This is a genomic window from Pantoea sp. BRR-3P, from assembly GCF_039621635.1.
GTDB classification, from domain to species: Bacteria; Pseudomonadota; Gammaproteobacteria; order Enterobacterales; family Enterobacteriaceae; genus Pantoea; species Pantoea floridensis.
This window is the reverse complement of sequence record NZ_CP155066.1, coordinates 1,128,648-1,152,084: the sequence shown is the minus strand read 5'-3', so window position 1 is coordinate 1,152,084 and position 23,437 is coordinate 1,128,648. Positions and strand designations below refer to the sequence as shown.

Sequence of the window (23,437 nt, the reverse complement as noted above, 5' to 3'; positions counted from 1 at the left end):
AATTAGCGGTCCACGTCTGACATAACAAAATCGATACTACCGAGGTAAACGATCAAGTCGGATACCAGGCTGCCGCGGATCACGGACGGGATCTGCTGCAGGTGCGGGAAACTCGGCGTACGCACGCGGGTGCGATAGCTCATGGTGCTGCCATCGCTGGTCAGGTAGTAACTGTTGATCCCTTTGGTCGCCTCAATCATCTGGAAGGATTCGTTGGCCGGCATTACCGGTCCCCACGAAACCTGCAGGAAGTGAGTGATCAGGGTTTCAATGTGCTGCAGCGTGCGCTCTTTCGGTGGCGGCGTGGTCAGCGGATGATCCGCTTTGAACGGGCCTTCAGGCATGTTGTTCAGACACTGTTCCAGGATACGCAGTGACTGCCACATCTCTTCCATTTTTAGCTGAACGCGGGTGTACGCATCACTGATGCCTGCGCCAACGGGAATTTCGAAATCGAAGTTTTCGTAGCCTGAATACGGACGCCATTTACGCACGTCAAAATCTAAACCGGTAGCGCGCAGACCAGCACCGGTGGTGCCCCATGCCAGCGCTTCATCCATGTTGTAAGCCGCCACGCCCTGCGAACGGCCCATTAGCACGGTATTGCGCAGCGCAGCTTTGTCGTACTCTTTCAGACGCTTCGGCATCCAGTCGAGGAAGTCGCGCAGCAAGCGCTCCCAGCCTTTCGGCAGATCATGCGCGACGCCACCAATGCGGAACCACGCTGGGTGCATACGGAAACCGGTGATCGCTTCAACCACGTCATAAATTTTCTGACGGTCGGTAAAGGCGAAGAACACCGGCGTCATGGCGCCGACGTCCTGAATAAAGGTGGAGATATAGAGCAGATGGCTATTGATGCGGAACAGCTCGGACAGCATCACGCGAATCACGTTGACGCGATCCGGTACGGTGATGCCCGCCAGTTTTTCTACTGCCAGCACATACGGCATTTCGTTGACACAGCCGCCGAGATACTCGATACGGTCGGTGTACGGAATGTAGCTGTGCCAGGATTGGCGCTCGCCCATCTTTTCAGCGCCACGATGGTGGTAGCCAACATCGGGAACGCAATCGACGATCTCTTCGCCATCCAACTGCAAAATGATGCGGAAAGCACCGTGCGCAGATGGGTGGTTAGGGCCAAGGTTGAGGAACATGAAGTCTTCATTGGCGGTGCTACGCTTCATGCCCCAATCTTCCGGCTTGAAGGTTAGCGCCTCCATCTCCAGATCTTCTTTCTGCTTGGTCAGCTCAAAGGGATCGAATTCGGTGGCACGCGCGGGGTAATCTTTACGCAGCGGATGGCCTTCCCAGGTCTGTGGCATCATGATGCGCGTCAGGTGCGGGTGACCATTGAAGGTGATACCAAACATCTCCCAGGTTTCGCGCTCATACCAGTTGGCATTGGCAAAAATTTTGGTGATGGTTGGCACATTTAAATCGTTTTCTGACAGCGCCACCTTGAGCATGATGTCACGGTTGCGTTCAATCGACAGCAGGTGATAGAAAACGGAAAAATCCGCAGCGGGCAAACCGGCGCGGTTAGTGCGTAGGCGCTCATCAAAACCATGTAAGTCATACAGCATGACATACGGTTTTGGCAGCTTGCGCAGGAACTCAACAATTTCCAATAGCTGTTCACGCTTCACCCATACCACCGGAATTCCGGTACGGGTGGCCTGAACGGTAAAGGCATCCGGCCCAAAACGGTTACGCAGCTCGCCGACCACTGGGTCATCCAGGTGATCGCGGGTTTGCCATGAAGGCTGTGCGAGATCTTGCGTGGTTAAATCAGTCATACGTTACTCACCATTCCGGCCTGTAATCAGGCGCTCAAAAGAAGGCGTCAGGATGGCGGCGCACATTAAATTGTGGTGTTCTGCTGCGGCCGTGGCTCCATCCGTGTACGGGAAGCTTATACTTCGTCAGGCGTTCTCAGGTTGGTGACGGCAATACGCTCGCCACGTTTTCTTTCACGCTCTGGCTGCATATTGGCGCGATAAACCCCTTGATCCCCTACCACCCATGAGAGTGGGCGACGCTCTTTGCCAATCGACTCACGCAACAGCAGTAAAGCCTGCATGTAGGCTTCTGGACGCGGTGGGCAGCCAGGAATATAAACGTCAACCGGCAGGAATTTATCGACACCTTGCACCACTGAGTAGATGTCATACATGCCACCCGAGTTAGCGCAAGCGCCCATAGAAATCACCCACTTCGGCTCCAGCATCTGATCATATAAACGCTGAATAACCGGTGCCATTTTAGTAAATGGCGTTCCGGCAATCACCATGAAGTCAGCCTGACGTGGCGAGGCGCGCATAACTTCCGCGCCAAAACGTGCCACATCATGCACCGCCGTGAAGGACGTGGTCATTTCTACGTAGCAGCAGGAAAGGCCGAAGTTATAAGGCCAGAGTGAGTTTTTACGCCCCCAGTTCACCATGTCATGCAGGGCATGTTCAAGCTTGCCCATATAGACGCTGCGATGAACGTGTTGCTCCAGCGGATCGGTAACAATTTCCTGTTTCTGCAGAGGATAACGATCGTTATCGCCGCCCCCGTTCGGGTCTACGCGTGTCAGCGTGTAGTCCATCTTATTGCCTCGCTTTTACTGCTTATGAGGGTTGGTGTGGCTGTGACTGACCGGGATAGATTTGACTACTACGCGACGACGCGCAGGAGCCCAATCCAGCGCACCGATGCGCACCAGATAAACCAGGCCTGCCAAGAGCACCAAAATGAAAATTGCGGCTTCGACAAAGCCGACCCAGCCACTTTCGCGGATGGACGTCGACCATGCGTATAAATAGAGGGCTTCGACGTCGAAAATGACGAAGAACATCGCAACCAGATAGAATTTTGCAGAGAGGCGAATATGAGTATCACCGACAGACTCAATACCCGATTCAAATGGGGTGTCTTTGTGTCGTGCACGCGCACGTCCACCTAACAGCCAGCCACCGGTCAACATGAAGGCACACAGGCCAAACGCAATAACGATAAAAACAATAAATGCCCAGTGATGAGCGATCACTTCTGTAGTTGTCGACATACTCTTTGCTTACTCATCAAAAGTGGTGATGGCATCCTGCACTGTTGCAGCAAACACACCACATCGATTCAAGGGAAGGATAAAAAACCTTATAAACTTTGCTGTCATTAGCATTAAAGCAGCAATTTTATAGGGGTTTTTACTCCTTTCTATAACCTTTTGTCAACTTTGACAAAAGTATCCAAACATTATTTTACACCTGCATCATATTATTAACATCCAACCTCGTCAGCGCCAGCTTAATCGCTTCAGTTTGTGAGGTTAATTTTAGTGTAGCGGGTATTCACATGCATGGATCGTGCATTTAACAATCATATTTTGACAGGTCTTGCCTGAGATTCCCCCCCCTTATCAGGGGTATTTTTTTGATCCAAAGCACATAAATGGGTTTTATGAGGAAAAAAACAGCGAAGAGCGAGGGTAATAGCACACGAAAGTTGGCACGAATTGATAAAAGCATTCCAGATTGGAGCAAAATGGAACACATTTCATTATTTGTACTCGCAGAAAAATTATCATCGATAAAATGGATAAAAAAACGCTTTTAAAATGCCATAAAAAAAGCCCTAGCAGGAAATTACCACGCTAAGGCTTATTTTTATCACTTTTAACAATTAGCAGGCATTCCATTTGCGAGGAATTACCAGCAGTCTACTCTCTACTCTTCATCATCCAGCAATAAGGTACCGTCTGGATTGGCGCTCAGATTATAAGGATCATTGGTTGACTGCATCGCATTGAAAATGGCCAAAGCCAGTTCATTGTCGCTATCAGTGTTACGGCACAGCAAGTATTGGGTATCAGGTAATACCGGTAAACCTTCTGCCGCGCCCATTACGCGCAATTCTGGGCTCATCATCTCAACGGGACGCGCCGTTACACCCAAACCAGCCTTTACGGCCGCACGCACAGCAGCCAGCGTTGACGCGACGTACGAGATACGCCACGGAATGCCCGCTTCATTGAGATGATCAATTGCCATATCGCGATAAGGACTTGGCTCATCCAGCAGAACCAAAGGAATGGCTTCACCACGCTGAAAGATATAATCTGCCGCGCAATACCATAACGTTGGTGAGGTACGCAGTACCTGGTGGGTGAAATTGCCCGGGCTGGACGTGGTCACAACCAGATCAACTTCACCTTGATTCAGCATTTCCATCATGAACGGGTTGCGCTTCACACGAACATCAATGGCCAGCTTCGGATAAACCGACGTTACGCGATTAAGCAGGAACGGCAGAATGGTATCGGAGGTATCATCTGAAGCGCCAATGGTCAGTACGCCCTGGATGTTGCTGTACATTAAAGAGGTGCAAGCTTCGTCGTTAAAACGAAGGATCTTCCTGGCGTAACCCAGCAGTTGAATGCCATGCTCCGTCAGCAGTTTATTACGTCCATGTCTGGCAAACAGCTCTTTACCAACCAATTGTTCCAGACGTTGCATCTGCTGACTTACTGCTGACTGCGTTCTGCAAACTGCTGCAGCCGCTGCTGCAAAAGTATTCAGATCGGCAACGGCAACAAAGGTACGCAGCAGATCGAGGTCGAGATTCAGTATCGGACGATTTGCATTAGTCATGTTTTTTCTTCACTTATAAGATTTTTTAAAACTACTACCCTGGTGTATTACCTGTCTTATCAAATAGATAAGAGGTAATGGTGCTTAATGACAGCCCCTGTGTGGAGGCTACCATGAAAAAAATTGTCAGGCGGATGCCGACGATCGCACCACTCTGAGTTCAGAGCAGTGGCGTCATTATAGACAGCAGAACTTCTGGGCCGAAGACGTATGTCGTACAGGTGCTGGAAGCTGCGTAGTTGTCTATGCGCCCCGCGAAAAAATCCCTGCGGGTTTAAAAGAGATAACATCATGTTATGTCGATGCGAAGCTATAATGTGCATCAAATAATAAATTATACTTAATCATTTTTACGCTATAAATGGAAATGTTTTTGTTCAAAACATCGCAATTTTTGACCAAAAGGCTTTTCAAACACATCCTGCCATAACACTGCTCTTTTTTTAAGCCCTCCAGGTTCTGAATCCTGTGCACTTACGTGAAAGTTACAGCCCAAATGCTATTTTACGGGTGTTTTGCACGGTGTTAGCCCGTTTAATAGCGGTTAATCCCGCAGATAAAAAGTGAATGAGAATGAACTGTATTTGGTAACGCCAACCAGTGCTTAATCATTACTGAAGGTTTTTTCATCATCTAACAAGATTCGTTTAACTATTTCACCAGGTCGCTAATATTTTTTTAAGCCAATTGTGACTGAAAAATTTCTGAATAGATGCCTTTCCCTATGGAAGAAGGCATTTACACCGCAACGAAGTCACCTCAGTATTTAATCTCATTTTTTTTAGAATTACTGGATTAATGAACCAGATTAATCGATTTTCAATGACTTTTTCGCCACCTGTACAATGAATCAGTGCCAAAGACGCCAAAACCCAGCGCTCCCCTTCTTTTGTTAAGTTGAGAAGAGTAAATTGGGCTGGTTTGATTTTGGTGGCAGGTTAAAGGACTCTGCCCGTAAAGGCGGTAATAATGAATTTTCAAATTGATAAATCCGGCAAGCTAGAAAATGTCTGTTATGACATCCGTGGGCCGGTACTGAAAGAAGCGAAACGTCTCGAAGAAGAAGGCAACAAAGTTCTCAAACTTAACATCGGCAACCCTGCTCCGTTTGGTTTTGAAGCGCCAGATGAAATTCTGGTGGATGTCATTCGTAACCTGCCCAGCGCTCAAGGCTATTGTGACTCGAAAGGACTGTATTCGGCCCGAAAAGCCATCATGCAGCACTATCAAGCGCGCGACATCCGCGATGTAACAGTTGAAGACATCTATATTGGCAATGGCGTATCGGAACTGATTGTGCAGGCAATGCAGGCTTTGCTGAACAGCGGCGATGAGATGCTGGTTCCCGCACCGGATTATCCGCTGTGGACCGCAGCGGTTTCATTGTCGAGCGGTAAAGCCGTACATTATCTGTGTGATGAATCGGCGGGTTGGTTCCCTGACCTGGATGACATTCGCAGCAAGATCACACCGCGTACGCGCGGCATTGTCATTATTAACCCGAACAATCCCACCGGCGCGGTTTATAGCAAAGAGTTGCTGCTCGAAATCGTCGAAATCGCGCGTCAGCATAACCTGATCATTTTCGCTGACGAAATCTACGACAAAATTCTGTACGACGAAGCACAGCATCACTCCATTGCTGCACTGGCGCCGGACCTGCTAACGGTTACCTTTAATGGCTTGTCCAAAACCTATCGGGTAGCAGGCTTCCGTCAGGGTTGGATGGTATTGAACGGCCCTAAGAAACATGCCAAAGGTTATATCGAAGGTTTAGAAATGCTGGCGTCAATGCGCCTGTGTGCCAACGTACCGGCTCAGCATGCGATTCAAACAGCGCTTGGCGGCTATCAAAGTATCAGTGAATTCATTACACCGGGCGGGCGATTGTACGAACAACGTCAGCGTGCGTGGGAATTGATCAACGATATCCCTGGCGTCAGCTGTGTGAAACCACAAGGTGCGCTTTACATGTTCCCGCGCATTGATGCGAAGAAATTCAATATCTTTGACGATCAGAAAATGGTGCTGGATTTCCTGCTGCAGGAGAAAGTATTGCTGGTTCAGGGTACGGCATTCAACTGGCCATGGCCAGATCACGTGCGCATCGTTACGTTGCCGCGCGTGGACGATCTGGAAATGGCCGTCAGCAAGTTTGGTCGTTTCCTGCAAGGGTATCGCCAGTAATATATCCTTTATACTTCGAATTGCAGCGGGGTTGGCTGCGTGTGGTCACCGCAATGACTTACTTTTGTAAGCGACTGGGGAGTTTCACACCTGCCGCCTTCCTGCATCTCAAATTATTTAGGGTATAGTTATCGTATTTCGGGGAAGGTCAACCTTCCCCGCCGTGCGAACAGGAATAGTCCATGACCCGTAGCCATTTTTTCGCCCACCTCTCCCGCCTCAAACTGATCAATCGCTGGCCGCTGATGCGCAATGTGCGTACTGAAAACGTCTCAGAACATAGTTTGCAAGTGGCGATGGTCGCGCATGCGCTCGCTATCATCAAAAACAAAAAATTCAATGGCAACCTCAATGCCGAGCGTATTGCAATGCTGGCGTTATATCACGACGCCAGCGAAGTCCTGACCGGTGACTTGCCCACCCCGGTGAAGTACTACAACGCGCAGATCGCTCACGAATATAAAAAAATTGAAAAGATTGCTCAGCAGAAACTGATCGATATGCTGCCACCAGAATTACAGGATGCCTATCGCCCCTTAATCGATGAACATTTACATACGGAAAGTGAGCAGTCGGTGGTGAAGCAAGCGGATGCGTTGTGCGCATACGTGAAGTGTCTGGAAGAGTTATCAGCGGGTAATAACGAGTTTCTTTTGGCCAAGGCGCGACTGGAAAAAACGCTCTCACAGCGTCGCTCGCCGGAGATGGACTATTTCGTTGAGGTGTTTATCCCCAGCTTTAGCCTTTCATTGGATGAGATTTCGCAAGATACCCCATTATAAAAAACGGGCCGCTCAGGCCCGTTTCATTATGCATTAATTGAGAGCGTAAACTCGCCGCTACGCTCTTTCGTCACCTTTACAGGTTCCAGCGTCGTAACGCGAAACGCCACGTCGTTGAGACGCGGCGAATCTGCTGGTGCGTTTACAGCAATGACCGCGCTGCCCGCCTCTAAACCTGAAATGATGCCCGCTGGTGCATCCTCGACGACAACGCAGTGTCTCGCCGGAAGCCCTAAACGTTCAGCGCCCAGCAAATAAGGCTCTGGATTCGGCTTGCCGTGCTTAATATTCTCAGCGGTGATAAAGACTTCTGGCATCGGTAGATTTGCTGCTTTATGGCGCGCGTGCGCAACTGGAATCGAACCTGATGTCACAATTGCCCAAGGAATCTGTAACTCGTTCAGCGTGGCGAGTAACGCTAACGCACCCGGAATGGCTTGCACCCCTTGCGTATCCTCAGCCTCTAAGCGTTCAAGCCACAGAAATTCCGCCTGTATTGCCGCTTCCGATTGCCCGGCCATGAAATGGCGCAACGAATTAATGGCCGGTTTTCCGTGTATATAGCTCAGGACCTCTTCCGCCGGCAAACCGTGGCGCTCGCCCCACAGTGACCATGAACGAATCACTGCGGGCAGTGAATCCACCAATGTGCCGTCTAAATCAAACAGAAAACCCCTGTACTTCACACGTCGCTCCTTATTCAGGCATTAATAATCTGCGCAATTTCATTCGCGCTGAGATGATACTGACGCGGACAAGTGTGCCACACCGCCAGCATACGTTGGTATTTTTCCCACATAGGTATTTGCGCATTAAACCCGTGCGTACCGGAATCAAAGTGGGTATAGCGTCCTTCAACATTCACCATAAAGCGCACATAGCCTAAATAACGCGCCTCTGTCGCGGCGTCAAAACCAAGAAAAGCCAGGCGACGCTCGTCGATGGCGCTGGCGTCTTTCAGATTTGACCATGAAACATGCAATGCATGATGCATTTCCATAATATCGATGAGTAAGCGGCAGGTCGCTTCCGTTAATTCCCCAAACTCCTTATCCAGTTCACGTAATTGCAAGCCGTAACCGCGTTCAATGATGGTCTGATAACGACGATAGCGCTCTGCATTATCTGGTTCCAGCATCGCCATCATTTGGTATTGATTGGAGAGAATGAGTCGTTGTGCATGGGTCATTTCCATGGTTTGCTCCAGGGCCCGACGGCCGCTTAAGATTTAAACAATGAAGAAATGATTACATAAGGAAAGTGATGCGTGTATCTCCACACCACTTTTCTTTGATTTAAACCGGGATTTGTCGAAATTTCTTTGGCGGGTAGAAGCGTAAGTAGATCAAAGATCGTCAAGGAAGGTGCGATCGAGCTGTTTAAATGCGCGTTTTAAAACATCGGCAAGCGCCTGGTAAGTAGGTTTACCATCGACGGGAGCGATAGCCTGCCCTGCTTCTTCAAGCTTAGTACGTACCTCATGAAACCATTGCAAGAGCGTTGGCGGCAGGGGCGTAACGGAGCGTTTACCCAACCACCATAAACCTTGCATCGGCAGGCTACAGGCAAATAGCGCGGTGGCAATCGCCGGACCGAGCTGTCCATTCATCGCGATTTGCCACGTCAACGTAAAAATAGCCAGCGGCGGCATAAAGCGAATAGCGAAGCGCGTTGCATTAACTACGCGGTTTTCAGGAAACACCGGAGCCAGGCGTTTATCCGTTGGCCAGGTCTTCATGTATCGCTGCCCGCGCTGGAACAAGCCGAACCAGCCGGGATTGTCTGTCTCATTCGCCATGATAGACCTCAACTAAATATGCAATATTTAAAATAAATAGATAACTACACAACTTTACGTGACATCCTTCAAAAGTTTTTGTCTTTGCAGGGCACAGTGAGTATTCTGACGCCGTTTTAGCAACATTACCGGAAGCTTCCGCTCAATAAAAGCACAGTCTGAGCCATGTTTCGCTAAGCGCTTATCAACAATTAGCGTAAAATCACCAAAATTTTTTGCATGTCAGCGATTTTTTGACTAGCACATGATGTTTATCATTAACCTACCAGCTTTCCTGGGCTACGCTGTTAGTCTGATTGCGTTATTTTTAGCCACTATTTAACAAATAGGTACTTCCATGTCGACGAAGTTAGTCCTGGTTCTGAACTGCGGCAGCTCCTCTCTGAAGTTTGCCATCCTTAACCCAGCCACTGGCGATGAATATTTGTCGGGTTTGGCTGAATGTTTCCATTTACCTGAAGCTCGCATTAAATGGAAGCTGGAAGGAAGCAAACAAGAAGCCCCATTGGGTGCGGGCGCTGCACATAGCGAAGCGCTCAACTTCATCGTTAAAACTATTCTGGCACAAAAACCAGAGCTTTCGGCACAAATCGCTGCAATCGGCCATCGCATTGTTCATGGCGGCGAGCAGTTAACCAAATCAGTCATTATCGACGAGTCCGTTATTCAGGGCATTAAAGATGCGTCTTCATTCGCCCCGTTGCACAATCCTGCACACCTTATCGGTATAGATGAAGCGCTAAAAAACTTCCCGCATCTTTCCGATAAAAATGTGGCGGTTTTTGATACAGCATTCCATCAGACAATGCCGGAAGAGTCTTATCTGTATGCGCTTCCGTACAAATTGTATAAAGAGCATGGTGTTCGTCGCTATGGCGCACATGGTACCAGTCACTACTATGTGACGCAGGAAGCCGCAAAAATGCTCAACAAGCCGGTGAACGAGCTGAATATTATCACTTGCCATCTCGGTAATGGCGGCTCTGTTTCCGCTATCCGTAACGGCCTGTGTGTTGATACCTCAATGGGACTTACCCCACTGGAAGGTTTGGTGATGGGCACCCGCAGCGGTGATATCGACCCTGCGATCATCTTCTTCCTGCATGATGCGTTGGGCATGAGCGTTGATGCTATCAACAAACTGTTGACCAAAGAGTCTGGTCTATTGGGTCTGACAGAAGTCACCAGCGACTGCCGTTATGTGGAAGATAACTACGCCACTAAAGAAGATGCCAAACGTGCGATGGATGTGTTCTGTCACCGCCTGGCGAAATACATCGGTAGCTACACCTCACTGATGGAAGGCCGCCTGGATGCCGTGGTATTTACTGGCGGTATCGGTGAAAACGCCGCAATGGTACGTGAGCTCTCCTTGCAGAAACTGGGCCTGCTGGGCTTCGAAGTCGATCACGAGCGCAATCTGGCAGCGCGCTTCGGTAAATCAGGCTTCATCAATAAAGAAGGCACTCGCCCGGCAGTGGTGATCCCTACCAACGAAGAGCTGGTCATTGCCCAGGATGCCGCGCGTCTCACCGCCTAACATCACTTCTCTCCGTCAGCCCAGGCTGACGGAGTTGTTTTAGACAGTCTGCAACACCTGAGAGGTTTCTATCGTGTCACGTACAATCATGCTCATCCCTACCGGCACCAGCGTCGGCCTGACCAGCGTCAGCCTCGGCGTGATCCGTGCCATGGAGCGCAAAGGCGTGCGCCTGAGCGTATTCAAGCCCATTGCCCAACCACGTGCAGGCGGCGATGCGCCAGACCAAACCACCAGCATTATTCGTAAAAGCTCCGCGATTCCTGCCGCTGAACCGCTGCAGATGTCACGCGTTGAGTCGCTGCTGGGGTCTAACCAGCAAGACGTGCTGATGGAAGAGATCATTGCTAACTACCACGCGAACGCAAAAGACGCTGAAGTGGTGTTGGTTGAAGGTCTGGTGCCAACGCGTAAACATCAGTTCGCCTCGGCATTGAACTATGAAATCGCCAAAACTCTGAACGCTGAAATCGTCTTCGTGATGGCGCTGGGTAACGACTCTCCGGCCCAGCTGAAAGAGCGTATCGAACTGACGCAAAGCAGCTTCGGCGGCAGCAAGAATAAAAACATCACAGGCGTGATCATTAATAAACTGAACGCACCGGTTGATGAGCAAGGCCGCACGCGCCCGGATTTGTCAGAGATTTTCGATGACTCCACCAAGGCCAGCATCGCCAACATCGATCCAAAGCAGCTTTTCGCCAACAGCCCGCTGCCGGTACTGGGCTGTGTGCCATGGAGTTTTGATCTGATCGCCACGCGCGCTATCGACATGTGTCGCCATCTGAATGCCGATATCATCAACGAAGGTGAAATCCAGACCCGCCGCGTGAAATCAGTAACCTTCTGTGCGCGCAGCATTCCGCACATGCTCGAGCATTTCCGCCCGGGTTCACTGCTGGTTACCTCTGCCGATCGTCCGGATGTGCTGGTGGCCGCGTGTCTGGCCGCGATGAACGGCGTGGAAATCGGTGCGGTCTTGCTGACCGGCGGTTATCAGATTGAAGCGCCTATCGCGCGTCTATGCGAACGTGCGTTCCAAACCGGCCTGCCGGTATTTATGGTGAAAACCAACACCTGGCAGACCTCACTCAGCCTGCAGAGCTTCAACCTGGAAGTGCCAACCGACGATACTCAGCGCATTGAGAAAGTGCAGGAGTATGTAGCGAGCTTCATCAATGAAGATTGGGTTGAATCACTCACCGCCACCTCTGAACGCAGCCGTCGCCTGTCGCCGCCAGCGTTCCGTTATCAGCTGACCGAGCTGGCGCGCAAAGCCGGCAAGCGTATTGTTCTGCCTGAAGGCGATGAACCACGTACCGTGAAAGCAGCGGCGATTTGTGCCGAGCGCGGCATCGCCACCTGCGTGCTGCTGGGCAACCCGGAAGAGATTCAGCGCGTGGCTGCCGCTCAGGGCGTTGAGCTGGGCAAAGGCATCGTGATCGTTGATCCGGAAGTGGTACGTGAAAACTACGTACCGCGCCTGGTTGAGCTGCGTAAGAGCAAAGGCATGACAGAAGTTGTTGCGCAAGAGCAGCTGGAAGATAACGTGGTGCTGGGCACTATGATGCTGGAAAGCGGCGAAGTTGATGGTCTGGTATCAGGCGCGGTTCACACCACCGCTAACACCATTCGTCCACCGCTTCAGCTGATTAAAACCGCGCCAAACAGCTCGCTGGTTTCTTCCGTATTCTTCATGCTGCTGCCAGAGCAGGTTTTGGTCTATGGCGACTGCGCTATCAACCCGGATCCTAACCCAGAGCAGCTGGCCGAAATCGCGATTCAGTCTGCTGATTCCGCTAAAGCCTTCGGCATCGATCCACGCGTAGCGATGATCTCCTACTCAACCGGCAACTCAGGTGCCGGTAGCGACGTTGAGAAAGTACGTGAAGCAACGCGCATTGCGCAGGAAAAACGTCCGGACCTGGTGATTGATGGTCCACTGCAGTATGACGCCGCGATTATGGAAGACGTGGCTAAATCCAAAGCGCCAAACTCTGCGGTTGCAGGTCGCGCTACTGTGTTCATCTTCCCGGATTTGAACACCGGCAACACCACTTATAAAGCGGTACAGCGTTCAGCTGACCTAATCTCCATTGGACCGATGCTGCAAGGCATGCGTAAGCCGGTGAATGACCTGTCGCGTGGCGCACTGGTCGATGACATTGTTTACACCATTGCCTTGACGGCGATTCAGTCCCAGCAAGCCGAAGGCTAATCCCCTTCCCCGCTCGCTAAAAAGCAAAAAGGCGCCGATAGGCGCCTTTTTTACGTCTGCGGAATTACGCTTCGCTGCTCTGCTTGCGACGTGCAGCATCGCTGTTACGGCTCAGCCATAGCGACAGCGCTTTCAGCGAATCATCAGTGAATTCATCACAGCGCGCGGTGATTTCTTCCGGCGTCATCCAGAAAATTTCATCCACTTCTTCTTCCTGCATCGCGAAGGGACCATGCGAAACGCAGCTAAACAGCGCGCCCCAGACGCGACAATGCTGATCTTCAAAGTAGAATTGTCCATGTTCAGCGAACGGAACGGCAGCGATACCGAGTTCCTCTTCCGCTTCACGACGCGCAGATTCCAGCAGGTCTTCCCCGCTCTGCACCACACCACCGGCAGTGGCATCGAGCATACCCGGCATGAAGTCTTTGATTTCAGTGCGACGCTGCACCAGAATTTTGCCCATGCCATCATGCACCACAATATAAGTGGCGCGATGACGCAGACATTGCGCACGCATCTGCGCACGGCTGGCCTGCGCAATGACTTCGTTCTCTTCGCTAACAATATCAACCCACTCGATACCGTCACCTGCCGTTTGATCCACCATCCGTAACCCTTTTCTGTTTTCGGCGTGCCCAGCACGCGCCTGTTGTCATGCTTTATTAGAATCTGCCGTAAGGTAAAGCGTTCTTTTCGCCTCCGCAAGGCGCATCGTGCTTAGCGGGTTTTACCGGATTCCGCTAACCATAGCTGCACTGAAGCACGCTGCCACTGGAACTCGGCATAGTGCTGCAGCTTCACCGGCAATGCATCGCCGTGCAGCGCCAGGCGATTGATCATCACCGCCAAATCCGTGTCAGCAATTGACCATTCACCAAACAAATTTTGCTGACCATCGGGCAGAAGACGCTGTACGGCGGAGATCAGTTTGCTGGCGGCCCGTTCACCTGCCTGCGTCAGGGGAGCAAAACGCTCACCGGCAAACAGCACTTCAGTAGGACGTTCGGCACGCAACGCTATCAGATCGCTACGTAACCACGCCTGTACTTCACGCGCATGCGCCCGTTTTTCGCGATCGCGCGGATAGAGCCGTTCAAACTCTGGCGCAGGAAAACGCTCTTCCAGATACTCAGCAATCGCGGAAGACTCCGTCAGGACAACATCATCAATTTGCAGCGTCGGTACCCGACAGGTCAGAGAGAGAGCACGATACTCTTCATCCCATTGCGCGTTCTGCGATAAATCGACGCGCTTGAGAGTGAAGGGAATGCCCTTCTCGGTTAGCGCAACATAAACCGACATGGCGTAGGGGCTGAAAAAAGAAGAATCGGACCACAAAGTAATGGTTGGATAATTCATTGGCTGCCTCGGGTAAGGGTCAGGTGTGCTTCATGTTTACCGATTTTTATTTGCTAAGGCAATGGTGTGCTGGTCGGATCTTTACTCGCTAAGGCCAGCGCTAACTTTCCCTTTTTCTTCATAACCGTAAGCCCAGTCACGCCGCGCGTGCGCTTCTCTTCTATGCTGAATCTGAGCAGAGAAAAAATTACAAGGAGGCTCAACATGCATTTACTGATTACGGGCGGCACCGGGCTAGTTGGCCGTCACCTGATTCCGCGCTTATTACAAATTGGTCATCAGGTAAGCGTGGTGACGCGCGATGTCGCCGCCGCACGTGAAAAACTCGATCCTCGGGTGGCACTGTGGTCCGGTATCAATCAGCAGTCTGATTTAAACGGCATTGATGGCGTTATCAATCTTGCAGGAGAACCCATTGCGGACAAGCGCTGGACTGAACAACAAAAGCAGCGGCTGTGTGAAAGCCGCTGGCAGATCACCGAGCAGCTGGTTTCGCTGATAAACGCCAGCAGCAACCCACCTCAGTTTTTAATTTCTGGTTCTGCTACCGGCTTTTACGGGGATACCGGCGATCTGGTGCTCACCGAAGAAGACCCTGGACACAATGAATTTACCCATGCGCTGTGCGCGCGCTGGGAGCAACTCGCCTTAGCAGCGCAGAGCGATCGCACCCGCGTGTGCTTGCTGCGTACCGGCGTGGTGCTGGCCAAAGAAGGTGGCGCACTGGCGAAGATGAAGCTGCCGTTTAAGCTCGGCGTGGGCGGCCCAATAGGCAGCGGTAAACAGTATTTGCCATGGATCCATATCGACGATTTGGTCAACGCCATGCTGTGGTTGATCGATCACCCTGAACTGCGCGGACCGTTTAATATGGTTGCGCCTTACGCCGTACGTAATGAACAGTTCGCCGCCACGCTCGGCCATGTGATGCATCGCCCCGCCTTTATGCGTACGCCAGCCAGCGCCATCAAGTTGATGATGGGGGAATCATCGGTGTTGGTGCTGGGAGGACAACATGTGTTGCCGAAGCGGCTGGAGGAATCAGGCTTTGGTTTTCGCTGGTACGATTTAGAGCAAGCGCTGCAGGATGTCGCCGGTTGAATAATCAGGGCGGCACGTCGGCCGCCCTGAGGTATTAACTGCGCTGTTGCGCGACGCGAGATTTCAACGCCACAGGTTCACGGGTATGTCCCGGCTGAGGCACGCGAATGATAAAGGTCAGCACGCCGGCGAACACATACAGCACGGTGTAAGCCCACACCACGCCAACGATATCGAAGAACGGCAGCAGTATTGAGGCAATGGCAGGCGCAACGAAATTACTTAATCCGGCCGACAGGTTATAAATCGAAACTGCAGCTCCTTTGTGATGGGGTTCGAGCGTTGGGAACACCGCTGTCATAGGCACGAAGGCCGCGACAAAAATACCCAACATTACCGCCGGAATCAGCGCCACCCAGAAGTTATGACCGGCATACAGCGGCAGGTAATAAAACGCCAGGCTGGAGATCGCCATACCGAGACAACCAAACCAGCGCACCTGACGGATCCAGCCCAGTTTCTCACCGGTAATGCCCCAGAAGATATTGGTGAAAATGGTGACGAAGAAGAATACGGCCCAAATTTGCAGCCACTCTGAGATGCTGAAGCCGAGGCGATCAACAAATAGCAGCGGCATAACGATTGCAAAGCCAAACAGCGACAGCGTATTGATGATGCGAATCAGACAGGCATAAAACACGTGCTGATTGGTAAACAGAATGGTCACCGCCCGCGACATCTCGGTCATTTTGTCACGCATCGGCAGATTAACGCGCGACCGGTCAACCGGCACATTACGCAGGCTGAAGTAGGCCAGTACGCCACCGCACGCCACCCAAACGATCGCCAGCCACAGCGTACCGGTTTCACCGAGCATCGGGATCGTAAGACTCGGCAAATAGCTGCCTACCACGCCGATACCTACCGAATACATCGCCCAGAACCAACCGGTAGCGGCCGCCAGTTTTTCACGCGGCAGCACCTGCACCAGCATCATCATGAATGAGTAGATAAACAGCGGATAGGCCAGACCGCGAATGCCGTAAAACAGCACCATTAGCGGATAGTTACGCATCCCCAAACCAAGCGACATAAACAGCGTGTGCATGACGATCCACAGCACAAACCCAATCATCATAGCGCGCTGTGGAGTAATCAATTCAGCCACCACGCCCGATGCCCATGCCGCCAGCGCGGCGGCCAGTCCATAGAACGTGAACACCACGGCCGACTGCGCCGGGGAGAAGCCCATGTCAGTGATATGACGCGACAGGAACGCCATCTCAAAACCGTCACCCGCCATAAAAATCGCAATGGCGAGGAAGCCCCAAAACATCTTTTTCGGTAAGCCAAACCAGTATTCGTTCGATTGCATCACAATCATCCTCTGTTCGGTAATCCGGTTAATCAGGCAGTAACGTACGCGCCTGCTGCTGTTGTGCGTAGAGTGTGCGGAACACCTGCAGTCGCTGTTGCAGTACGCTGCCGCGCGCGGCATCCGGCTGATAACGCGCCTGTTCCAATGGTTTAAGACAGACCTCGCTCTCCAGGCCGCCGTCGGCCAGCCACGCCAGGCGCGCTGCGCCTAATGCGCCAGACGCGCTGGCGGGATGCGTGACAATCGGCAGTTGCAGCACATCAGCAATCAACTGCGCCCATAGCGTGCTGCGAGCGCCGCCGCCGGTAAGGCTGCATTGATGAATCTGCCGCTTCGCATCGCCGAGCACGGCGAATCCATCTGCCAACCCAAACGCCACCCCTTCAATCACGGCGTAGCCCAGCAGCGCGCGAGGTGTTTCATGTCGCAGATTGAAGAAAGAACCCGAAGCATCGGGATCGTTATGCGGCGTGCGTTCGCCGGAGAGATAAGGCAGGAAAACCGGGGCGTGACGCCGTTGTTCATCGCTGAGTTGTGCCATCTCGTCCATCAACTGGCTTTCGGTAACCGACAGCAGATTGCATAACCAGCGCAGGCAGCTGGCGGCACTAAGCATCACGCTCATTTGATGCCAACGGCCCGGCAAGGCATGACAGAATGCGTGTACGCCAGATTGCGGATCGGCGAGTAAGCGATCGTTGACCACGAAAATCACACCTGAAGTCCCGAGCGAAATAAAGGCATCCCCCGGATTGACCGCGCCCACGCCCACCGCCGACGCGGCGTTATCTCCGCCGCCGCCCGCGACGCTAACCGAGGCCGATAAACCCCACTCACTTGCCAGATTGGCCTGTAGCGTGGCGCTAACCGCGCTCCCCTCCACCAAATCTGGCATCTGCGCGCGCGTTAACCCCGTGATCGCCAGCAGTTCATCAGACCAATCGCGCTGTGCCACATCGAGCCAAAGCGTGCCCGCCGCATCTGAGGGTTCACTGACAAAACGTCCCGTCATGCGCCAGCGCAGATAATCTTTTGGCAGCAGCACTTTGTCGATGCGGCGGAAAATCTCTGGCTCATTTTCCGCCACCCAGCGTAGTTTTGGCGCGGTGAAGCCCGGCATGATCATGTTGCCGCTCAACTGCATCATCTCCGGATGCTGCACGCGCAGTGCTTCGCATTGTGGCGCGCTGCGCGTGTCATTCCACAGGATGCAGGGCCGCAGTACATCCCCCTGCGCATCCAGCAGCACTGCGCCATGCATTTGGCCTGATAAACCAATGGCACGAACCTCGCTCCACGTTTGTGCCGCCTGCTGACGCAATCCAGCGATCACCTCGCCACAGGCTTGCCACCAGCGCTCAGGATCCTGCTCAGCCCAATGTGCGTGCGGACGCTGCACGTGCAGCGTGGCATGGTTAGAGGCAACGATCTCGCCCTGCGTGTTGATGAGAAGTGCCTTAAGTTCCGAGGTTCCAATATCAATGCCGAGATACATAATGCACTCCTTACACTGCGGCTAGCGCGCGTTCTGGCTGTTTTAGCCACTGCTGTAAATCGGCAACGCTGCGCGTGACCAGCGCATGGAAAGCTTTGTCCTGCGCCAGCTCGCCGAACAGCGCGCTATCGCTGAGGAACGCGTTAAGCGCATCGGCACGAGCAAACTGCTGACGCAGCGCGTCCGCTTGCAGCATGCCATCCTGATATTGATACGGCAGTGCATCGCTGGCCCAGCGCTGCAGGAACAGGAAAAATAGTGCCGGTAATACTGCGGTGGCCGCCGGCTCTGCACCGCGCTGATAGCATTCACGCAGCGTTGGCGTCACCATGCCGGGGATTTTCGACAGGCCATCGGCGCCAACGCGCTGGTTGGTGTCTTTGATGTAGGGATTGCTGAAGCGCGCCAGAACCACGTCGCGATAGTCGGCCAGATCCAGCGGGCTGGGTGACAGCGACGGCATTACGTCCTGCGTGACATAGTCATACGCCAGTTGATAAATCGCCGGCTGACGCGTGCTGTCATCAATATAATTAAGACCGATCAGCGTACCGGCCCAGGCAATCGCCGCATGCGTGGCGTTGAGGATACGAATTTTTGCCTCTTCCCACGGCAACACGGAATCGACGAGTTCAACGCCAACCTTCTCCAGCGCCGGACGACCGGCAATAAAATCATCTTCGATCACCCACTGAATAAAGGATTCAGCCATCACCGCTGCGCCGTCGTCTTTGCCGGTGACGGCTTTTACGCGCTCAGCCACATCCGGCGTAGGACGGGGTGTGATGCGATCGACCATGGTATTCGGCGAGGTCGTGTTTTCACGCACCCAATGAGCCAGAGCGTGATCGCCTTTTGCTGCAAGAAACGCGAGAAAGCCGTGACGAAAACGTTCGCCGTTATGACGTAGATTGTCGCAGTTGAGCAGCGTAACCGGAGCACCGCCGTTGGCAACACGCTGTGCGAGAATGCGCGCCAGCGCACCATAGATAGTGCGGATATCGCCTGTTACGTCGGCCTGTACATCACTCTGCGTGAGGTCAAGTTCATGTTCTGGCGTCAAGTAGTAACCCGCTTCGGTGACGGTAAAGCCAATGACCCGGGTTTCACTCTTTGCACCCTGATCAATCAGCGCGCTGATGTCGCTGTCCCACGGCAGGATTTTGCGCAGCGACGTAATGGTTTCATAGGCGCGCTCGCCTTCTGGCGTAACGGTTTCCAACACGTATTCGCCCGCTTGCGCAGAGAGTTGGTTCAGCAGCGGCGCGGCATCCTCACGGATATTACCGAGTGCAATACCCCAGCTGTCATCGCCCTGCTCACGTAATTTATGCAGGTACCATGCCTGATGCGCACGATGAAATGAGCCTGCGCCGATATGCATCCACACTGATTTACTGGTCATATTCGCCTCAAAGTAAACATTTGCCACGATTAAGGGCATTTGCCCGACGGCGTGTAGCATAGTGCCTGCGGCAAAGATCATTCTGGGAGCTGAATCACAATTAAAACTTTTGCTCGATTTTAGGGCTTTTGCTCAATTAACACTTATCCTCTCTCTCGCGTTAACATGGCATATCGTTTTTGGCGGAACAGCGTGATGAGCAGAGAAGAGAAAAAACAAGAACTGGCGGCACGCGCGGCCTGGATGTATTACGTCGCGGGCGTGACGCAGCAGGAGATTGCACGCGCGTTGGGCTTGTCGCGTCAGGTGGCGCAGCGCCTTGTCTCAAGCGCGCGTGAGATGGGTATGGTGAGCGTGAAAATTGATCATCCGGTGACGCATTGTTTGCATCTGGCACGCGAGATTCAGGATAAGTTCGGCCTGACGCTATGCCGCGTGGTGCCCTCAGCCAATCTCGACGAGGATGCCATCCAGCAGATGCTGGCGGTAGAAGGCGCTGCTGTAATGTCGCAATACATTAATGACGAGCAACCGCAGGTATTTGGCATTGGTTCCGGTAAGACATTACGTTCGATGATCGATGCATTACCTTGGGTAGAACGGCCGCAGCATCAGTGCGTATCAATGATTGGCGCAATTGCGCGGGATGATTCGGGCACACGTTACGATGTACCGCTGAAGATGGCGGAGAAAATGCAGGGCAAGTATTTCTTTATCCCGGCACCGCTGTATGCCGATACCCCCGAAGATAAGGCGATGTGGATTCAGCATCAGGTGTACCAACGCGTGACGTTGCGCGCACTGCAGGCGGATGTGGCGTTTGTTGGCATTGGTGAGGTTCAGCCCGGATGTCCGCTGCATGCCGAGGGCTTTATTACCGATACGCAAGTGGCAGCGCTTAACGCGCGCGGCGTGGTTGGCGAAATGCTCGGGCACTTTTTCAATCAGCAAGGTGAGCGCGTGTTGGGTGAAACTGATGAGCTGCTCACCAGCGTACTGTTGGAGAGCCGAACGCAGCGGCAGATTATCGGCTTTGCCGGCAGCGAGCGTAAGTATCCGGCAATACGTGCCGCACTGCAGGGTGGTTGGGTATCAGGTTTGGTGACCGATGAGGATACCGCGCTGAGATTGCTGCAGGAATGAAATGGTGCGCATACATGCGCACCTACGAAGTAGGGTCGCCATTCATGGCGTAATGCTCGTCAGTTAAGCGTGAATCGGTCACCATGAATGGTGACCCTACGTGAATATCGCCGGGTTTTCGTAGGGTGCGCATTCATGCGCACCTGCATAAACAGGCATTTTTTTGCTTAAGTGAGCGGCATTACGCCATTCATGGCGACCAGGAATTACTTCAACGACCCCTTCAAGAACTGCTGCAAGCGCGGGCTTTTCGGGTTACCGAACAGCTCATCCGGCGTGCCCTGCTCTTCAATCTTACCCTGATGCAGAAAGATCACGTGATTAGAGACATGACGAGCAAACTCCATCTCGTGCGTCACCACCACCATGGTTTTGCCCTCTTCGGCCAGCTTCTGCATGATGCGCAGCACTTCGCCGACTAATTCTGGATCCAGCGCCGAGGTCGGTTCGTCAAACAGCAACACTTCTGGTTCCATTGCCAGGGCACGCGCAATGGACACACGCTGCTGCTGGCCGCCGGAGAGATGTACCGGATATTTGGCGCGCGCGCGCGCATCAATACCGACCTTATCCAGATATTTAACCGCACGCTCGCGCGCTTCTGCCTTGCTCAGTCCTAGCACCTGAATCGGCGCCTCGGTGACGTTGTCCAGCACCGTCATATGGCTCCACAGATTAAAATGCTGAAACACCATGGTCAGGCGCGTGCGCAACATGCGTAACTGTTCTTTATTGGCCACTTTCAGCTGACCATCGGTATCACGCACCAAATTGATCTGCTGATTGTTCACCGCAATCGTGCCTTCACTCGGTTTCTCGAGGAAGTTAATGCAGCGCAAGAAGGTACTTTTCCCGGAACCCGACGAGCCAATAATGCTGATCACATCGCCGGCATTAGCCTGCAGTGACACACCTTTGAGAACTTCATGTTCACCGTAACGTTTGTGCAGTTCGGTAACGCTTAATTTATTTTCAGCCATAGTGATACTCAATGCGATGAAGAGGGTTTTACGTGCGCGAGGAAGCGTTGCTCAGCTTTGCGGAACACGCTAATCAGCCCGTAAGAGATAATCAGATACAGCACCGCAGCGATGCCAAACGCGGTAAACGGCTGATAGGTCGCCGAGTTGATATCGCGCGCGATTTTTAACAGATCCGGCACCGTGGCCGTGAACGCCAGCGCAGTGGAGTGCAGCATCAGGATCACTTCATTACTGTAAGCCGGCAGCGCCGTGCGCAGAGCCGAGGGCAGAATAATGCAACGATAGAGTTTAAACGGCGAGAAGCCGTAAGCACGCGCCGCTTCGATTTCCCCATGCGGCACCGAGCGAATTGCACCGGCAAAGATTTCGGTGGTATAGGCGCAGGTATTCAGCGTGAACGCCAGCAGCGTACAGTTCAGTCCACTGCGGAAGAAGGCGTTTAGCAACTCGTTGCCTTTCACCACTTCCAGCGTGTACATCCCAGAGTAAAACACCAGTAGCTGCACATACAGCGGTGTGCCGCGGAACACATACGTGAACAACCATACCGGAGTGGAGATAAAGCGGTTGGAGGAGACGCGCGCAATCGCCAGCAATACCGCAAGAGAACCGCCGATCACAACCGAAAGAATCAATAACCACAGCGTAATTGCAATGCCGGTAAAACGATAACCATCGGTCCAGAGCAGCTGCTTCCAATACTCCTGAATAATCTCAATCATAGCTCGGCCCTTTTCACACCCACCGTGTAGCGGCGCTCAAGCCACCACAGCACGCCGTTCGACAGCGTGGTAAACACCAGATAAATCACCCCCGCCACAATCGCGAAGTAGAACGGTTGCCAGGTACTTTTGCCTGCCAGCTGCGTGGCTTTCACCACATCTTCCAGGCCCAGCAGCGAGACCAGCGCGGTCGCTTTCAGAATGACCTGCCAGTTATTGCCGATGCCCGGCAGCGCAAAACGCATCATTGCCGGGAACAGAATACGACGGAAGGTTTGCGAGCCGGTAAAGCCGAAGGCGGTGGCTGCTTCGATCTGCCCTTTCGGCACTGCCAGAAACGCACCGCGAAAGGTTTCGGTGAAATAAGCGCCGTAGATAAAACCAAGCGTGATAATACCGGCGACCATCGGGTCGATATCAAACTGGGCCAGCCCCAGCGCATCGGTCAGTGTATTAAGTGCGATCTGCAATCCGTAGAAAATCAGCAGCATCAACACCAGGTCGGGCACACCACGAATTAAGGTGGTATAGCCTTCAAACAGCATCGCCAGCGGGCGATTGCGGGAAAGTTTGGCACCAGCGCCAATCAGGCCGAGCACCACCGCCAGCAGCACCGAGCTGAGTGCCAGCTCTAGCGTCACAAGGGTGCCCTTAAGGATTACATCGGAATAGCCATACAACATGGTTCAATCCTGTCGTGAGGAAAATGTAAAATTACCGCCTAATGCAAAGACGGCACTGAC

The 23,437-nt window shown here is 52.6% G+C and carries 21 protein-coding genes; 6 read left to right on the top strand and 15 right to left on the bottom strand.

Annotation, left to right across the window (positions count from 1 at the left end; translation table 11 throughout):
• Positions 1–2: 2 nt before the first annotated feature.
• From nuoC to lrhA, 4 genes are all read right to left on the bottom strand, one after another.
• On the bottom strand, positions 3–1,802 hold the full coding sequence (gene nuoC / locus AAGR08_RS05305; RefSeq protein WP_097096594.1) for an NADH-quinone oxidoreductase subunit C/D: 1,800 nt from the start codon (positions 1,800–1,802) through the stop codon (positions 3–5).
• Positions 1,803–1,918: 116 nt separating this feature from the next.
• A complete protein-coding gene (locus AAGR08_RS05300; RefSeq protein ID WP_007889318.1) occupies positions 1,919–2,599 on the bottom strand; it encodes an NADH-quinone oxidoreductase subunit B in 681 nt (226 codons plus the stop codon).
• A gap of 15 nt (positions 2,600–2,614) precedes the next feature.
• Positions 2,615–3,058, bottom strand: a complete 444-nt coding sequence (locus AAGR08_RS05295; RefSeq protein WP_064739331.1) for an NADH-quinone oxidoreductase subunit A — start codon at positions 3,056–3,058, stop codon at positions 2,615–2,617.
• Between the two features lie 658 nt (positions 3,059–3,716).
• Positions 3,717–4,640 carry a transcriptional regulator LrhA gene (lrhA, locus tag AAGR08_RS05290; protein ID WP_097096593.1) on the bottom strand — a complete coding sequence of 308 codons (924 nt, stop codon included), beginning with the start codon at positions 4,638–4,640 and terminating at the stop codon, positions 3,717–3,719.
• Between the two features lie 969 nt (positions 4,641–5,609).
• On the opposite strand from lrhA, the gene AAGR08_RS05285 reads away from it, so the two are divergent.
• On the top strand, positions 5,610–6,827 hold the full coding sequence (locus AAGR08_RS05285; RefSeq protein ID WP_097096592.1) for a pyridoxal phosphate-dependent aminotransferase: 1,218 nt from the start codon (positions 5,610–5,612) through the stop codon (positions 6,825–6,827).
• A gap of 182 nt (positions 6,828–7,009) precedes the next feature.
• Positions 7,010–7,609 (top strand): 5'-deoxynucleotidase, encoded by a 600-nt coding sequence (gene yfbR, locus AAGR08_RS05280; protein WP_064739333.1) that lies wholly within the window; start codon positions 7,010–7,012, stop codon positions 7,607–7,609.
• A gap of 26 nt (positions 7,610–7,635) precedes the next feature.
• On the opposite strand, the gene AAGR08_RS05275 is transcribed toward yfbR, so the two are convergent.
• From AAGR08_RS05275 to yfbV, 3 genes are all read right to left on the bottom strand, one after another.
• Positions 7,636–8,295 (bottom strand): sugar phosphatase, encoded by a 660-nt coding sequence (locus tag AAGR08_RS05275; protein WP_345828905.1) that lies wholly within the window; start codon positions 8,293–8,295, stop codon positions 7,636–7,638.
• Between the two features lie 14 nt (positions 8,296–8,309).
• Positions 8,310–8,804 (bottom strand): YfbU family protein, encoded by a 495-nt coding sequence (locus tag AAGR08_RS05270; protein WP_097096588.1) that lies wholly within the window; start codon positions 8,802–8,804, stop codon positions 8,310–8,312.
• Positions 8,805–8,954: 150 nt separating this feature from the next.
• A complete protein-coding gene (yfbV, locus tag AAGR08_RS05265; protein WP_097096587.1) occupies positions 8,955–9,407 on the bottom strand; it encodes a terminus macrodomain insulation protein YfbV in 453 nt (150 codons plus the stop codon).
• Between the two features lie 337 nt (positions 9,408–9,744).
• On the opposite strand from yfbV, the gene ackA reads away from it, so the two are divergent.
• Positions 9,745–10,947: an acetate kinase gene (ackA, locus tag AAGR08_RS05260; protein ID WP_345828902.1), complete on the top strand. Its 1,203-nt coding sequence runs from the start codon at positions 9,745–9,747 to the stop codon at positions 10,945–10,947.
• Positions 10,948–11,020: 73 nt separating this feature from the next.
• Positions 11,021–13,165: a phosphate acetyltransferase gene (pta, locus tag AAGR08_RS05255; RefSeq protein WP_176519158.1), complete on the top strand. Its 2,145-nt coding sequence runs from the start codon at positions 11,021–11,023 to the stop codon at positions 13,163–13,165.
• Between the two features lie 64 nt (positions 13,166–13,229).
• Here pta and yfcD read toward each other — a convergent pair whose 3' ends face one another.
• Together yfcD and yfcF are read right to left on the bottom strand one after the other, a co-directional pair.
• Positions 13,230–13,775 (bottom strand): NUDIX hydrolase YfcD, encoded by a 546-nt coding sequence (yfcD, locus tag AAGR08_RS05250; protein ID WP_097096584.1) that lies wholly within the window; start codon positions 13,773–13,775, stop codon positions 13,230–13,232.
• A gap of 110 nt (positions 13,776–13,885) precedes the next feature.
• Positions 13,886–14,527 carry a glutathione transferase gene (yfcF, locus tag AAGR08_RS05245; RefSeq protein WP_345828899.1) on the bottom strand — a complete coding sequence of 214 codons (642 nt, stop codon included), beginning with the start codon at positions 14,525–14,527 and terminating at the stop codon, positions 13,886–13,888.
• Between the two features lie 204 nt (positions 14,528–14,731).
• Here yfcF and AAGR08_RS05240 point away from each other — a divergent pair, with 204 nt between their 5' ends.
• On the top strand, positions 14,732–15,628 hold the full coding sequence (locus tag AAGR08_RS05240; protein WP_097096582.1) for a TIGR01777 family oxidoreductase: 897 nt from the start codon (positions 14,732–14,734) through the stop codon (positions 15,626–15,628).
• Positions 15,629–15,662: 34 nt separating this feature from the next.
• Here AAGR08_RS05240 and AAGR08_RS05235 read toward each other — a convergent pair whose 3' ends face one another.
• From AAGR08_RS05235 to dalD, 3 genes are read right to left on the bottom strand one after another with little or no spacing between them, the layout of a single operon-like run.
• Positions 15,663–16,943, bottom strand: coding sequence for an MFS transporter (locus AAGR08_RS05235; RefSeq protein WP_345828897.1), 1,281 nt, complete (start codon positions 16,941–16,943; stop codon positions 15,663–15,665).
• A gap of 28 nt (positions 16,944–16,971) precedes the next feature.
• Positions 16,972–18,441 carry a xylulokinase gene (gene xylB / locus AAGR08_RS05230; protein ID WP_345828896.1) on the bottom strand — a complete coding sequence of 490 codons (1,470 nt, stop codon included), beginning with the start codon at positions 18,439–18,441 and terminating at the stop codon, positions 16,972–16,974.
• A 10-nt stretch (positions 18,442–18,451) separates the two neighbouring features.
• Positions 18,452–19,846: a D-arabinitol 4-dehydrogenase gene (gene dalD / locus AAGR08_RS05225; protein WP_345828894.1), complete on the bottom strand. Its 1,395-nt coding sequence runs from the start codon at positions 19,844–19,846 to the stop codon at positions 18,452–18,454.
• Positions 19,847–20,041: 195 nt separating this feature from the next.
• Between dalD and AAGR08_RS05220 the strand changes: the two genes are divergently transcribed.
• Positions 20,042–20,989: a sugar-binding transcriptional regulator gene (locus tag AAGR08_RS05220; protein WP_097096580.1), complete on the top strand. Its 948-nt coding sequence runs from the start codon at positions 20,042–20,044 to the stop codon at positions 20,987–20,989.
• Positions 20,990–21,195: 206 nt separating this feature from the next.
• Here AAGR08_RS05220 and hisP read toward each other — a convergent pair whose 3' ends face one another.
• Genes hisP through AAGR08_RS05205 form a run of 3 tightly spaced genes read right to left on the bottom strand, consistent with a single transcriptional unit; the run spans position 21,196 to position 23,377 of the window.
• Positions 21,196–21,969, bottom strand: a complete 774-nt coding sequence (hisP, locus tag AAGR08_RS05215) for a histidine ABC transporter ATP-binding protein HisP (RefSeq protein ID WP_097096579.1) — start codon at positions 21,967–21,969, stop codon at positions 21,196–21,198.
• A gap of 8 nt (positions 21,970–21,977) precedes the next feature.
• Positions 21,978–22,694: an ABC transporter permease gene (locus tag AAGR08_RS05210; RefSeq protein ID WP_097096578.1), complete on the bottom strand. Its 717-nt coding sequence runs from the start codon at positions 22,692–22,694 to the stop codon at positions 21,978–21,980.
• Positions 22,691–23,377 (bottom strand): histidine ABC transporter permease HisQ, encoded by a 687-nt coding sequence (locus AAGR08_RS05205; RefSeq protein ID WP_097096577.1) that lies wholly within the window; start codon positions 23,375–23,377, stop codon positions 22,691–22,693. The genes AAGR08_RS05210 and AAGR08_RS05205 overlap by 4 nt, the downstream gene beginning before the upstream one ends.
• Between the last annotated feature and the right edge of the window lie 60 nt (positions 23,378–23,437).